Source organism: Trabulsiella odontotermitis (genome assembly GCF_001188485.1).
GTDB lineage: Bacteria > Pseudomonadota > Gammaproteobacteria > Enterobacterales > Enterobacteriaceae > Trabulsiella > Trabulsiella odontotermitis_A.
Genome location: NZ_JNGH01000125.1, coordinates 65627 through 77755 on the forward strand (window position 1 = coordinate 65627; position 12129 = coordinate 77755).

Here is a 12129-nt window from a genome sequence, read left to right on the forward strand (position 1 = left end):
TATAGAGTGTTAGGCAAATGTTTTAGCCTGTCAGGAAAGTCGATTTCTATAGCATAAATAGCCAGAAGGAGAAGAACATGAAAAAGACAGCCGCCATAATCTCTGCCTGTATGCTGACTTTTGCCCTGAGCGCCTGCTCCGGTCCGAACTATGTAATGCACACGACGGATGGTCGGGCCATCGTCTCTGACGGTAAACCGAAAACCGATGATGAGACGGGCATGATTTCGTATAAAGACGCTAACGGCAACAAACAGCAGATCAACCGTAGTGACGTGAAAGAGATGGTCGCGCTCGAGAAGTAACGGTTGAATGAGCGACAAAAAAAAGCACCGCAGCTTGCGGTGCTACATTAATCACTATGGACAGACAGGGTAAATGTACAGGAAGTGAAAAGGGTAGCTTTCCTACCGTGGTCTGAATCGCAGACCAATTGCAAACACAACAACACAACATCACAACCGTAAGCCAAAAGCCCATCAGAACACGCATTCCGAAAAAAGCTCTTCGTTCCGGCTCAGGAAGTGCCGCCACTATAGGTATTTACTGGTAGTTCCTCAACGGACAAATTATAATGGCTCAGATAAAAAAAACTAATAGGTTAAACGTTGTTTCCTGTTTGTTAAAATGCCTTAACATCTAAGCCTGATAACCATGTCAAAGCGATTACCACCACTGAATGCATTACGTGTTTTTGATGCAGCCGCACGCCATTTAAGCTTCACTCGCGCCGCCGATGAGCTTTTTGTGACGCAGGCCGCAGTAAGTCATCAAATCAAGTCCCTGGAGGATTTTCTGGGGCTTAAGCTATTCCGTCGCCGCAATCGTTCTCTTCTGCTGACCGAAGAAGGTCAAAGCTATTTCCAGGACATCAAAGAGATCTTTTCGCAATTAACCGAGGCGACGCGTAAACTGCAGGCGCGGAGTGCGAAAGGGGCGCTGACGGTCAGTTTACTGCCCAGTTTCGCCATTCAGTGGATGGTGCCACGACTCTCCAGCTTTAACTCAGCTTATCCGGGAATCGACGTCAGGATCCAGGCGGTGGACCGTCAGGAAGACAAGCTCGCAGACGACGTCGACGTGGCGATTTTCTATGGCCGCGGCAACTGGCCGGGGCTGCGCGTTGAAAAACTGTATGCCGAATATCTGATTCCGGTCTGCTCGCCGCTGCTGCTCACTGGCGAGAAGCCATTGAAAACACCTGCCGATCTGGCGCAACATACGCTATTACACGACGCCTCGCGCCGTGACTGGCAGACGTATACGCGCCAGCTGGGCCTCAATCTTAACGTTCAACAGGGACCTATTTTCAGCCACAGCGCCATGGTGCTGCAGGCGGCAATCCACGGACAGGGTATCGCGCTCGCCAACAATGTGATGGCGCAGTCCGAAATCGAAGCAGGCCGTCTGGTCTGCCCGTTTAATGATGTGCTGGTCAGTAAAAACGCTTTTTATCTGGTTTGCCATGACAGTCAGGCAGAACTGGGTAAAATAGCCGCCTTCCGGCAATGGATCCTGGCGAAAGCTGCAAGCGAACAAGAGAAATTCCGCTTTCGTTATGAACAATAAGCACGCGATCGTTCAGGCTGCAATGGGGGGCGGCCTGAAGGAAGAAGTGTGTCATTCAGTTTAGGGTAAGAACATGACGAGTCGTTTTATGCTGATTTTTGCCGCCATCAGCGGTTTTATTTTTGTTGCGTTAGGTGCTTTTGGCGCACACGTTTTAAGTAAATCTTTGGGTGTGGTGGAAATGGGCTGGATCCAGACCGGCCTTGAGTATCAGGCTTTCCACACGCTGGCGATTTTTGGGCTCGCGGTCGCCATGCAGCGCCGCATCAGCATCTGGTTTTACTGGAGTAGCGTGTTTCTGGCGCTGGGAACCGTGCTGTTCAGCGGCAGTTTGTACTGCCTCGCCCTCTCACACCTTCGTCTGTGGGCGTTCGTCACGCCAGTGGGAGGCGTCAGCTTCCTCGCAGGGTGGGTATTAATGTTAATTGGTGCAATTCGTCTGAAGCGTAAGGGCGTCGTTCATGAATAAGGTTGTTCTCTATTGCCGCCCGGGCTTTGAGAAAGAGTGTGCTGCAGAAATTACCGACAAGGCCGCGCGTCTTGAGGTGTATGGTTTTGCCCGCGTAAAAGATAACGCGGGTTATGTCGTTTTTGAGTGTTATCAGACGGAAGACGCGGACAAGCTGGCCCGTGAGCTTCCCTACAGCACGCTGATTTTTGCCCGCCAGATGTTGGTGGCGGGTGAGCTGCTGCAGAATCTTCCCCCGGAAGATCGCATCACGCCGATCGTCGGTATGTTGCAGGGCGTGGTGGAAAAAGGCGGCGACCTGCGCGTCGAAGTCGCCGACACCAACGAAAGCAAAGAGCTGATGAAATTTTGCCGCAAGTTCACCGTGCCGCTGCGTGCGGCGCTGCGTGAGGCTAAAATTCTCACTCATTACGAAACGCCGAAGCGCCCGGTAGTGCATGTCTTTTTCATCGCGCCGGGCTGCTGCTACGTCGGGTATTCGTATCCGAACAACAATTCCCCGTTCTATATGGGCATTCCGCGCCTGAAGTTTCCGTCCGATGCGCCGAGCCGCTCCACCCTGAAGCTGGAAGAGGCGCTGCACGTGTTTATTCCGGCGGATGAGTGGGATGAGCGTCTGGCGAACGGCATGTACGCGGTCGATCTCGGCGCGTGCCCGGGCGGCTGGACCTATCAACTGGTAAAACGCAACATGTGGGTTTACTCGGTCGATAACGGTCCGATGGCGCAGAGCCTGATGGATACCGGGCAGGTCACCTGGCTGCGTGAAGATGGTTTCCGCTACCGCCCGAACCGCAACAACATCTCGTGGATGGTCTGCGATATGGTGGAAAAACCGGCGAAAGTCGCCGCGCTGATGGCTCAATGGCTGGTCAACGGCTGGTGTCGCGAAACCATTTTCAACCTCAAGCTGCCGTGGCGTACATTCAGGAACAACTGGATGAGCACGGGATCAACGCGCAGATTCAGGCACGTCAGCTGTATCACGATCGCGAAGAAGTGACCGTGCATGTCCGTCGTCTGTGGGCCGCCGTGGGTGGTCGTCGCGACGAGCGATAACGCGCGCTACGGCGTTATCCGCAGTTGTTGCAGGTTTCCGTCCAGCTGTAAGTTGGTTTGCAGCCGGGCGACCTGCCGACAGGTAAACGCCATCTCTTTATGTAATTCCAGCTTTTTCCGCCACTTCTCCGGCACCGCTTCAAGATTGTCGTACAGCGCTTCCAGCGTCGGAAAGGTGGTTAACAGCTGCGTGGCGCTCTTCGGCCCAACAACTGCTGCGGCGTGACGCCAAACTCGCTGGCAATGAATGGTGCGTCTAGCCAGCGTTTCTGGAAATAATCGCGGATGCGAATCGTCGGGGAAAGCAACTGGCAATAGCCTTTATCGGTCGACACGATGGTGGCCTGATGGCCGGCCTGCGCCACTTTGACCGCCAGCGTTGCCGCCAGATCGTCCGCTTCGTTNTTAAGCGCGTCGACGATAAGCAAATGAACAGCCACGGAAATCCTCCTTGAGCAAGAGCGCTAAGGGTAACATCGTGAGGAAAATGAGGCTATTTGCAGAAAGAGATTCGGGAAGATGCCTCGCAAAACGAGGCATCTGAGGGACGATTAATCGCAGGTGACAATCTTCATCGCCAGGCCGCCGCGTGAGGTTTCGCGGTACTTGGCGTTCATGTCTTTGCCGGTCTCGTACATGGTTTCGATAACCTTGTCGAGGCAGACGCGCGGTTCGCTGGTGCGACGCAGCGCCATACGCGCGGCATTAACGGCTTTCACTGCCGCAATCGCGTTACGCTCGATACACGGCACCTGAACCTGTCCGGCTACCGGGTCGCAGGTCAGACCGAGATTATGCTCCATGCCGATTTCCGCCGCAATGCACACCTGCGTCGGACTCCCGCCCAGCAACTCTGCCAGACCGGCTGCCGCCATCGAGNCCACTTCCGCGCCCGAGATAGAGGCGTTCATCTTATAGAGCGAGCCAATCGCGCTGGCCACCAGCATGTAGCGTGCCAGCGAGTTCGCATTCACTTCACGGATGAATTTGTCATAATACGCCAGCACCGCCGGGACGATCCCGCAGGCGCCATTGGTCGGTGCGGTCACCACACGGCCACCGGCGGCGTTTTCTTCGTTCACTGCCAGCGCGAACATGTTGATCCAGTCAACCACCGCCATCGGATCGCTGGTGGTTTTGTCCTGGCTCACCAGCATACGACGCAGCGCCGCCGCACGGCGCGGAACGCGCAATTTGCCCGGAAGCACGCCTTCGGTGGTGATGCCGCGCTCGATGCCGCTGTGCATGACGTCCCAGACGTTCGCGAAGTGCTGCTCAAGTTCTTCCTTGCTGTGCAGCGCCAGCTCGTTTTTCATCATCAGGCCGGAAAGCGACAGCCCGGACTCCTGGCAGTGACGCTGTAGGTCCGCCGCAGATTTGTACGGATAAGGCACCTGTACCGGCGCGCTGTCGGTCTGGCCGAAATGTTCTTCGTCAACGATAAAACCGCCGCCGATAGAGTAATAGGTTTTGCTGTGCATCACGGTGCTGCCGCTCAGGGCGGTGATGCGCATGCCGTTCTCGTGCAAAGAGAGGTTATCGGCATGGAAATTCATGCACTGGTCGACAGGAAATTCGACTTCGTGCTCACCGTTCGCCAGCAGCAGACGGCCGTGAGTATTCACATCCTGAATAAAACCAGGGATGGAATCGATATCGACAGTGTCCGGCAGGTTTCCTGCCAGGCCCATAATAATGGCGATATCGGTGTGGTGACCTTTCCCGGTCAGAGAGAGCGAACCGTACACATCGACAACCACGCGGGTAATATCAGTGAGGATCCCACGCGCAATCAGGTCGTCGGTGAATTGTTTGCCCGCTTTCATTGGCCCGACAGTATGGGAACTGGAAGGACCAATGCCGATTTTGAAAATATCGAAAACGCTGATCATGATGCATCCATGGCTGAAATGATGTGCGCCACCCGAAGGTGGCGCGGGGAATAGATTAGCTGAACAGGGAGTAGAAAATCGCGGAGATGGCGATGAGGCCCATAATGACAACGAACACGTTGCTGATATGACCGCTGTATTTACGCATCGCCGGAACTTTCTGAATCGCGTACATCGGCATCAGGAACAGAATCATTGCGATAACCGGACCGCCCAGGGTTTCAATCATCCCCAGAATACTCGGGTTCAGGGTGGCAACTGCCCAGGTGGTCAACAGCATGAACAGCGCGGTGATTTTGTTCAGACGGCTGATTTCAATGGTTTTGCCTTTGCTGCGCAGTGACTTAATCACCATACCGTTGAAGCCTTCACGCGCACCCAGATAGTGGCCGAGGAAGGATTTGGTAATCGCGATCATCGCGATAATCGGTGCCATCCAGGCAATCAGCGGGGCGTTAAAGTGGTTCGCCAGGTAAGAGAGAATCGAAATGTTCTGATCTTTCGCCGCCGCCAGGTCTGCCGGAGACAGGCTCAGTACGCAGCTGAAGACGAAGAACATAACCGTAATCACCATCATGATGTGCGCACGCGCCAGAATGCTGGAGCATTTTTTCTCGGCACCGTCACCGTATTCTTCACGTTTCGCGACAGCGAAAGAGGAGATGATCGGTGAGTGGTTGAAGGAGAACACCATTACCGGGATCGCCAGCCATAGGGTCATCCACAGGCCGTTGCCGGTAGACGCTGCGCTGCTCAGGGACAGGGTTTCCAGTGCTGCACCGCTCCACTGTGGGATCAGGTACAGAGCCAGCAGCATCAGCGCTGCCACAAACGGGAATACCAGTATGCTCATCGCTTTAACAATCATCTGCTCACCGAAGCGAACGATGGTCATCATCCCGACGATCAGGATCAGCGACAGAATCGCACGCGGCGGCGTCGTCATGCCCAACTGGTGGGTGATGAAGCTGTCGACGGTGTTGGTGATTGCCACGCTGTAAACCAGCAGAATCGGGTAAATCGCGAAGAAGTAGAGCAGGGTAATGATCTTACCTGCGCCGATACCAAAGTGCTCTTCAACCACTTCGGTAATATCTTCGCCCGGGTTTTTACCGGACAGCACGAAGCGGGTCATGCCGCGGTGTGCAAAGAAGGTCATTGGGAAGGCGAGGATCGCCATGATAATCAGCGGGATCATACCGCCGACGCCGGCGTTAATCGGCAGGAACAATACGCCTGCGCCGATAGCAGTGCCGTAAAGGCCCAGCATCCACATGGTGTCCGTTTTACGCCATGTGCTTCTTTTCTCAATCGAAGCAATAGTGCTGGTTTGAGTGCTTTCCATCTGTATCTCCTGGAAGAATCAACAAAATATAATTAAAAAATAAAAATGACTGGTTCGAAATTCGTTCGATGACGTTTTTTTTATGATTTTTTCCCGTCAATCTTTGGCGGCCGGAAAGATACATTTAAGTTATCGATGTATCAGTGATCGCGATCGCAATTGCAATAATCCGCTATCGATATGACAGTTTTTAGTCCATCACTCTGTCTTTTTTATCATGCCAGAATTTTATTGGCGCAAAGGCTAACACCGACAGGATATACGGGAAAAGCACAGGGGCTTAATACCGCGTTTTCATCTGCAAAAAATGGTGAAAATGGCGGTTTCTGATGACTTATCAGAATTTTAGGCGATTAACACAGCTTAACTTGCTATGGAAAGGTGGGATCTGGAAAGTTTAGGTAAGAAAAAGAAATGGGCGGCGCTGAGGCCGCCCGGGGAGTTATGCACTGATTTCGTAGCAGGGGATGTACGCCGAGCCCGGGAGTTTCATGCGGTGCTGGGCGACAAAGCCCTGCAGCAGATCGTCCATCCGACGCATCATGTCGCTGTCGCCGTGGATCTTATACGGGCCGTACTGTTCGATGGCGCGAATGCCCACCTCTTTTACGTTTCCGGCGACGATACCGGAGAAGGCGCGACGCAGATCCGCCGCCAGCACCTCAACGGGTTGATCCGGGTAGAGCTTCAGGTTCGCCATGTTCTCATGGGTCGGTTCGAACGGCAGTTGCAGATCCGGCGCAATGCGAATTGACCAGTTAAAGCTGTAGGCATCGCCGGTGTCGCGGCGGTTTTCTTTCACCAGCGGCATCGCTTTTTTCATCTGACGGGCCACTTCGGCGGCGTCGTCGATGATGATGCGGTAATGGCGACGCGCGTTTTCCCCCAGCGTATGGACGATGAACTCATCCAGCACGCGGAAGTAGTCGGCGCTCTCTTTCGGCCCGGTCAGGATCAACGGCAGCACCTGATCTTTGTTCGCCGGGTTCATCAGAATGCCGAGCAGGTAGAGCAGTTCTTCTGCCGTTCCCACGCCGCCCGGGAAGATGATGATGCCGTGGGCGAGACGGACAAACGCCTCCAGACGTTTTTCAATGTCCGGCATGATGATCAGTTCGTTCACCAGCGGGTTTGGCGGCTCAGCGGCGATGATGGACGGCTCGGTCATGCCGATAAAACGCCCCTCTTTGTAGCGCTGCTGCGCATGACCTACCGCGGCGCCTTTCATCGGCGCTTCCATCGCGCCAGGACCGCAACCGGTGCAGATATTCAACTCACGCAGGCCGAGTTGCGTGCCGACGCGACGGGCATACAGGTATTCGGTTTCGTTGATGGAGTGACCGCCCCAGCACACCACCATGCTCGGCGCTTCGCCAACGTGCAGCGCACGGGCGTTACGCAGAATCGAAAACACCAGGTTGGTGATGTGGGTCGAACTGACCAGATCCAGATTCGGAAAGCGAACGGTGTTATGGATTTGCCCATAAACGAACAGTATGTCTCGCAGCACGGCAAACAGGTTAGCCTGCAGAGAACGAATAATTCGCCCGTCGACAAACGCCTCTTCCGGCGGGTTGATCAGCTCAAGCTTAACGCCACGCTCGCGGCGCAGCACGTTGATGTCAAAGCTCTCAAAGCGAGAAAGCAGCTCCTGGCTGCTGTCAGTCAGACTGCCGGAGTTAAGCACCGCCAGGGAACAGTTACGAAACAGTTGATACAGGTCGCTGCTGGCCGTGCGTTTAAGCATGTCAACTTCCAGCTGCGATAACATATCCATAGAGCCCAGTGGGCTAATGTGTGTAATCAAGTAAACTCCTTACGGGACGATAATCAGCTTTCCCTATGAATTACAATAGCCTCGTCGGTTCTGTTTTCACAAGGTAATGCGCGGAAATGTCCGCGCATTTTGCGTAAATATTTCTTATTGACGAGCCAGTCGCCCGGAGGCGGGGGAAAAGTCGGTGTTTGAACGCCAGGGGTTAATATCCAGACCACCACGGCGGGTGTAACGGGCATACACACTGAGCGTTTCCGGCTGGCAGAAACGCAGGATGTCGTTAAAGATGCGCTCCACGCACTGCTCGTGAAATTCGTTGTGATGGCGGAACGACACCAGATAACGCAGCAGTTTTTCGCGGTCGATCTTCGCGCCGCGATACTGGATTTGCACCGAGCCCCAGTCCGGCTGATGCGTAATAAGACAGTTGGATTTCAGCAAATGGCTGACCAGCGTCTCTTCGACAATGTGGCCGCTGGCGGCATCCTGCAGATAATCGGCGCTGAACTGGTAGTTATCAATCTCGATATCCTGACTGTCAATGCAGGTACCGTGAAAATGGGCGACGGGCTGCCCTTCCACTTCATCCAGACGGTACAGCGCCACGGTAACCTTGCCCTGCGCGCAGGCGCTGAGGTCGCGCTCAAGCGTCGAACGCACGGCGTCCCAGTCGGCGAATCGCGTCTGGTTAAAGCTGTTGAGATAGAGCTTAAAGCTTTTCGACTCCACCAGATTCGCTGTGGTGTCATCCAGCTCAACGTGACCCACCGCCACCTGCGGCAGCCCTTTCGCATTGAGCCAGGACAGCTCGTACAGCGTCCAGATATCCGCGCCGTGGAAGGGCAGGTTGTCGGCGTGCAGGCCCAGCGGATCGCGATTCAGACTGCGCGGAACGCCCTGCAACAGCGAAGCGTCGTAGGTGTCGCGGTAGTCGGTGGTTTTACCGAGCGTCAGGCCAGCCAGCGCCTGATGATTTTCATAAGAAGACATGTTTCACCGTTATAAAGCAGGTACACTATGGCGCAATTGTATACTGGCTGACGAGAAGAGAGAAATCGGTGGATAACCAGACCGCAGAAGCGCTTCAGGCGTTTACCCAACGCTATTGCGAGGCATGGCAGCGCGAATATGACTCATGGCCGCGCAGTGAAGATCTCTACAGCGTGCCGTCTCCCTGCACGGTTTCCACCGCCGGTGAGGCGGTCTTCTGGCAGCCGCAACCGTTTGATCTCACGCCGAATGTAAACGCGGTTGAACGCGCGCTGGACATTGTGATACAACAGCCGCTTCATACGTACTACACCACCCAATATGCGGGTGATATGTCAGCAACGTTTATGGGTGAATCCCTGCTATTGCTGCAAACCTGGAGCCCGGATGACTTCCGGCGCGTTCAGGAAAACCTGATTGGCCACCTGGTCACGCAGAAACGCCTGAAGCTGTCGCCGACGTTATTTATCGCGACGCTGGACAGCGAACTGGACGTTTTGTCGGTCTGTAATCTGACCGGCGAAGTCGTCAAAGAAACCCTCGGGACGCCCACGCGTACGGTACTTTCTCCCTCTCTTGCGAGTTTCCTCAATCAACTCGACCCGCGTTTGTAATCCAGAATACCACAGGACTTGTGAGACATCTCTTACACGCGCTGTGAGAGATCGCCTTGAGACAGGTGAGAGACTGGCGTAAAAAATTTATACGTTTCTATAGATATCAAATAGTTGTTATCATTTCTTTCCGCTTTCATATGAAAACAGGCTTATGGATTTGTCTTACACCGGGGTTGTAAGACGAAGCGGAATAGGCGATCCTATGTTCGTCGACAGGAAGTCACACAGAAGGAACGAACATCAGGATGATGACGTTTCGGGGAACACACCAGGATGGTGCTGCAGGGAAAGGCTTCAGGATGAAGCGAAAGGATAACGCCAGGAACGCGTTAAAGGACACCTCCAGGAGGGAGAACGAGAGCCGGTCGGGATGTTCGGTGGATCAGGAAGATCAAGGAATGCTTAAGGATTAGCATATTCACATCGGGGTGGTGTGAAGCAGGATGCACACGTTTATGGATGAACACAGGTCAGGAGACCTCAGGAAAAGTTGTCAAGGATGAGCAGGGAGCACGTTGAGTAGCCGGATTGCTGCGAAACGAACCGGGAGCACTGTTTCGACAGTGCTCCCTTTTTTTTGTTTTTCCGCCACCGGTGGTATCCTGCGTCACCGTTTTTTTGCACCGAGGTTCTCATGACTCTTCACGACAACGTCCGTGCGCAGCTGCGCGCCATTGAAACCGTGATGCGCCTGCATCAGCACTGGCAGGATGCGGCGCCGGACGCCAGCGCGTTCAACAGCGATCAGCCATTCTGCATGGACACCCTGGCGCCGCTGGAGTGGCTGCAGTGGGTGCTGATCCCACGTATGCACCAGTTGCTCGACAATGGTCAGCCGTTGCCGCAGAGCTTTGCTATCGCGCCCTATTATGACGTGGCCCTCGACGCCAGCCATCCGCTGCGCGAGCGCGTGCTGCCTGAGCTGCAGGCGCTTGACGCGCTGTTTGCGGACGACAACGTCTGATGCTGGAAATCATTTATCAGGACCCGTGGCTGGTGGCAGTGAATAAACCGTCCGGCTGGCTGGTGCACCGGAGCTGGCTCGATCGCGATGAGAAAGTGGTGGTGATGCAAACCGTGCGTGATCAAATAGGTCAGCACGTTTTTACCGCTCACCGTCTCGACCGCCCAACCTCCGGCGTATTGCTGATGGGCCTGTCCAGCGAAGCGGGCCGCCTGCTGGCGCAGCAGTTTGAGCAGCACCAGATCCAGAAACGCTACCACGCCATCGTGCGCGGCTGGCTGAGCGGGGAAGATGTGCTGGATTATCCGCTGGTCGAAGAGCTGGATAAAATCGCCGATAAATTTGCCCGTGACGACAAAGGCCCGCAGCCTGCCGTCACGCATTACCGCGGGCTGGCGACGGTGGAAATGCCCGTCGCCACGGGTCGCTACCCGTCGACGCGCTACGGGCTGGTGGAGCTGGAGCCGAAAACCGGCCGCAAACACCAGTTGCGCCGCCACCTCAAACATCTCCGCCATCCGATCATTGGCGACAGCAAACACGGCGATTTACGCCAGAATCGCAGCGCCGCCGGGCATTTTGGCTGCCACCGTCTGATGCTGCACGCCAGTTCCCTTTCCCTGACGCACCCGTTTACCGGCGAACCATTAACGTTACATGCCGGGCTCGACGACGTCTGGATGCAGGCGCTGACGCACTTCGGCTGGCGCGGACTTCTCCCGATAAACGAAAGGGTTGAGTTTGCGGGCGGCAGCGGTCAGGATGGGAGATTCGAGACAACAGCAGGGAGTTGAACATGGCAGAAGTGGGTATTTTTGTCGGCACCATGTATGGAAACGCGTTGCTGGTCGCCGAAGAGGCCGAAACCATCCTCGCCGCGGCAGGGCATAAAGCGACTGTATTTGAAGATCCCGAAATCAAAGACTGGGAGTCGTATACCGGCAAATATGTGCTGGTCGTCACCTCGACCACCGGACAGGGCGACCTGCCAGACAGTATCGTCCCGCTGTTTGAAGGGATGAAAGACATGTACCAGCCGCACATGCGCTACGGCATCATTGCGCTAGGCGACAGCACCTACGCCAACTTCTGCGGTGGCGGTAAAAAGTTCGACGAGCGCCTGCAGGAGCAGGACGCGCAGCGTATCGGCGAGATGTTAACGATCGACGCCAGTGAAGATCCTGAACCCGAAACCGTCTCCAGCCCCTGGGTGGAGCACTGGGCCACGCTGCTCAAATAATCCTTCGCCCTTCTGCGGAAGGGCCCATTTCACATTTCCCCGATTTCCGTGAACCAGCCCCCACGCGGTTGGGCATAAGCCACAAAACGCCTGAGTCAAACTTGTTAATGCTGTGTTATTGCACGGTGAGCCCCTGACGCCCTGTTTTTATACTTCCTTTTGCCAGTTCATAAAGCGGCCTGCCATTGCGCGGCGCTGCAATAAAAA

General features: G+C 54.9%; 11 protein-coding genes and 2 pseudogenes. 8 read left to right on the forward strand and 5 right to left on the reverse strand.

The features are described 5' to 3' along the window. Nucleotides 1–77 precede the first annotated feature (77 nt). From GM30_RS22940 to rlmM, 4 genes and pseudogenes are all read left to right on the forward strand, one after another. The gene (locus GM30_RS22940) at nt 78–305 is read left to right on the forward strand and encodes a YgdI/YgdR family lipoprotein (RefSeq protein ID WP_049850474.1); all 228 of its coding nucleotides are present in this window, start codon (nt 78–80) and stop codon (nt 303–305) included. 349 nt (nt 306–654) lie between these two features. Continuing rightward, a complete protein-coding gene (gcvA, locus tag GM30_RS22945; protein ID WP_038157671.1) occupies nt 655–1569 on the forward strand; it encodes a glycine cleavage system transcriptional regulator GcvA in 915 nt (304 codons plus the stop codon). Nucleotides 1570–1642: 73 nt separating this feature from the next. Beyond that, nucleotides 1643–2038: a DUF423 domain-containing protein gene (locus GM30_RS22950; protein WP_049850475.1), complete on the forward strand. Its 396-nt coding sequence runs from the start codon at nt 1643–1645 to the stop codon at nt 2036–2038. Further along, nucleotides 2031–3097: pseudogene (gene rlmM / locus GM30_RS22955) on the forward strand (23S rRNA (cytidine(2498)-2'-O)-methyltransferase RlmM). The gene GM30_RS22950 and the pseudogene rlmM overlap by 8 nt, the downstream one beginning before the upstream one ends. 6 nt (nt 3098–3103) lie before the next feature. Here rlmM and GM30_RS22960 read toward each other — a convergent pair. From GM30_RS22960 to queF, 5 genes and pseudogenes are all read right to left on the reverse strand, one after another. Further along, nucleotides 3104–3501, reverse strand: a pseudogene (locus tag GM30_RS22960) (5'-3' exonuclease H3TH domain-containing protein); the annotation flags it as partial. Nucleotides 3502–3648: 147 nt separating this feature from the next. Beyond that, nucleotides 3649–4989 (reverse strand): L-serine ammonia-lyase, encoded by a 1341-nt coding sequence (locus GM30_RS22965; RefSeq protein ID WP_049850476.1) that lies wholly within the window; start codon nt 4987–4989, stop codon nt 3649–3651. A gap of 55 nt (nt 4990–5044) precedes the next feature. Next, nucleotides 5045–6334: an HAAAP family serine/threonine permease gene (locus GM30_RS22970; protein WP_049850477.1), complete on the reverse strand. Its 1290-nt coding sequence runs from the start codon at nt 6332–6334 to the stop codon at nt 5045–5047. A gap of 442 nt (nt 6335–6776) precedes the next feature. Beyond that, complete coding sequence (gene ppnN / locus GM30_RS22975) at nt 6777–8141, reverse strand: nucleotide 5'-monophosphate nucleosidase PpnN (RefSeq protein ID WP_049850478.1); 1365 nt, start codon at nt 8139–8141, stop codon at nt 6777–6779. A 114-nt stretch (nt 8142–8255) separates the two neighbouring features. After that, nucleotides 8256–9101, reverse strand: coding sequence for an NADPH-dependent 7-cyano-7-deazaguanine reductase QueF (gene queF, locus GM30_RS22980; protein WP_049850479.1), 846 nt, complete (start codon nt 9099–9101; stop codon nt 8256–8258). A gap of 68 nt (nt 9102–9169) precedes the next feature. Between queF and syd the strand changes: the two genes are divergently transcribed. The 4 genes from syd (at nt 9170) to GM30_RS23005 (ending at nt 11922) form a co-directional block, all read left to right on the forward strand. Further along, the gene (syd, locus tag GM30_RS22985) at nt 9170–9715 is read left to right on the forward strand and encodes a SecY-interacting protein (RefSeq protein WP_049850480.1); all 546 of its coding nucleotides are present in this window, start codon (nt 9170–9172) and stop codon (nt 9713–9715) included. 637 nt (nt 9716–10352) lie between these two features. Further along, a complete protein-coding gene (locus GM30_RS22995) occupies nt 10353–10682 on the forward strand; it encodes a YqcC family protein (protein WP_049850481.1) in 330 nt (109 codons plus the stop codon). Next, nucleotides 10682–11476: a tRNA pseudouridine(65) synthase TruC gene (truC, locus tag GM30_RS23000; protein WP_049850482.1), complete on the forward strand. Its 795-nt coding sequence runs from the start codon at nt 10682–10684 to the stop codon at nt 11474–11476. Before GM30_RS22995 ends, truC begins: the two co-directional genes overlap by 1 nt. Before the next feature lie 2 nt (nt 11477–11478). Further along, complete coding sequence (locus GM30_RS23005; protein ID WP_049850483.1) at nt 11479–11922, forward strand: flavodoxin; 444 nt, start codon at nt 11479–11481, stop codon at nt 11920–11922. The last annotated feature ends 207 nt before the right edge of the window (nt 11923–12129 follow it).

What these genes read in the sequence shown, in the direction of transcription:
- GM30_RS22940 (WP_049850474.1), top strand. Translation starts at nt 78, where the DNA reads ATGAAAAAGACAGCCGCCATAATCTCTGCCTGTATGCTGACTTTTGCC.
- GM30_RS22995 (WP_049850481.1), top strand. Translation starts at nt 10,353, where the DNA reads ATGACTCTTCACGACAACGTCCGTGCGCAGCTGCGCGCCATTGAAACC.
- GM30_RS22950 (WP_049850475.1), top strand. Translation starts at nt 1,643, where the DNA reads ATGACGAGTCGTTTTATGCTGATTTTTGCCGCCATCAGCGGTTTTATT.
- gcvA (WP_038157671.1), top strand. Translation starts at nt 655, where the DNA reads ATGTCAAAGCGATTACCACCACTGAATGCATTACGTGTTTTTGATGCA.
- truC (WP_049850482.1), top strand. Translation starts at nt 10,682, where the DNA reads ATGCTGGAAATCATTTATCAGGACCCGTGGCTGGTGGCAGTGAATAAA.
- GM30_RS22970 (WP_049850477.1), bottom strand. Translation starts at nt 6,334, where the DNA reads ATGGAAAGCACTCAAACCAGCACTATTGCTTCGATTGAGAAAAGAAGC.
- GM30_RS23005 (WP_049850483.1), top strand. Translation starts at nt 11,479, where the DNA reads ATGGCAGAAGTGGGTATTTTTGTCGGCACCATGTATGGAAACGCGTTG.
- queF (WP_049850479.1), bottom strand. Translation starts at nt 9,101, where the DNA reads ATGTCTTCTTATGAAAATCATCAGGCGCTGGCTGGCCTGACGCTCGGT.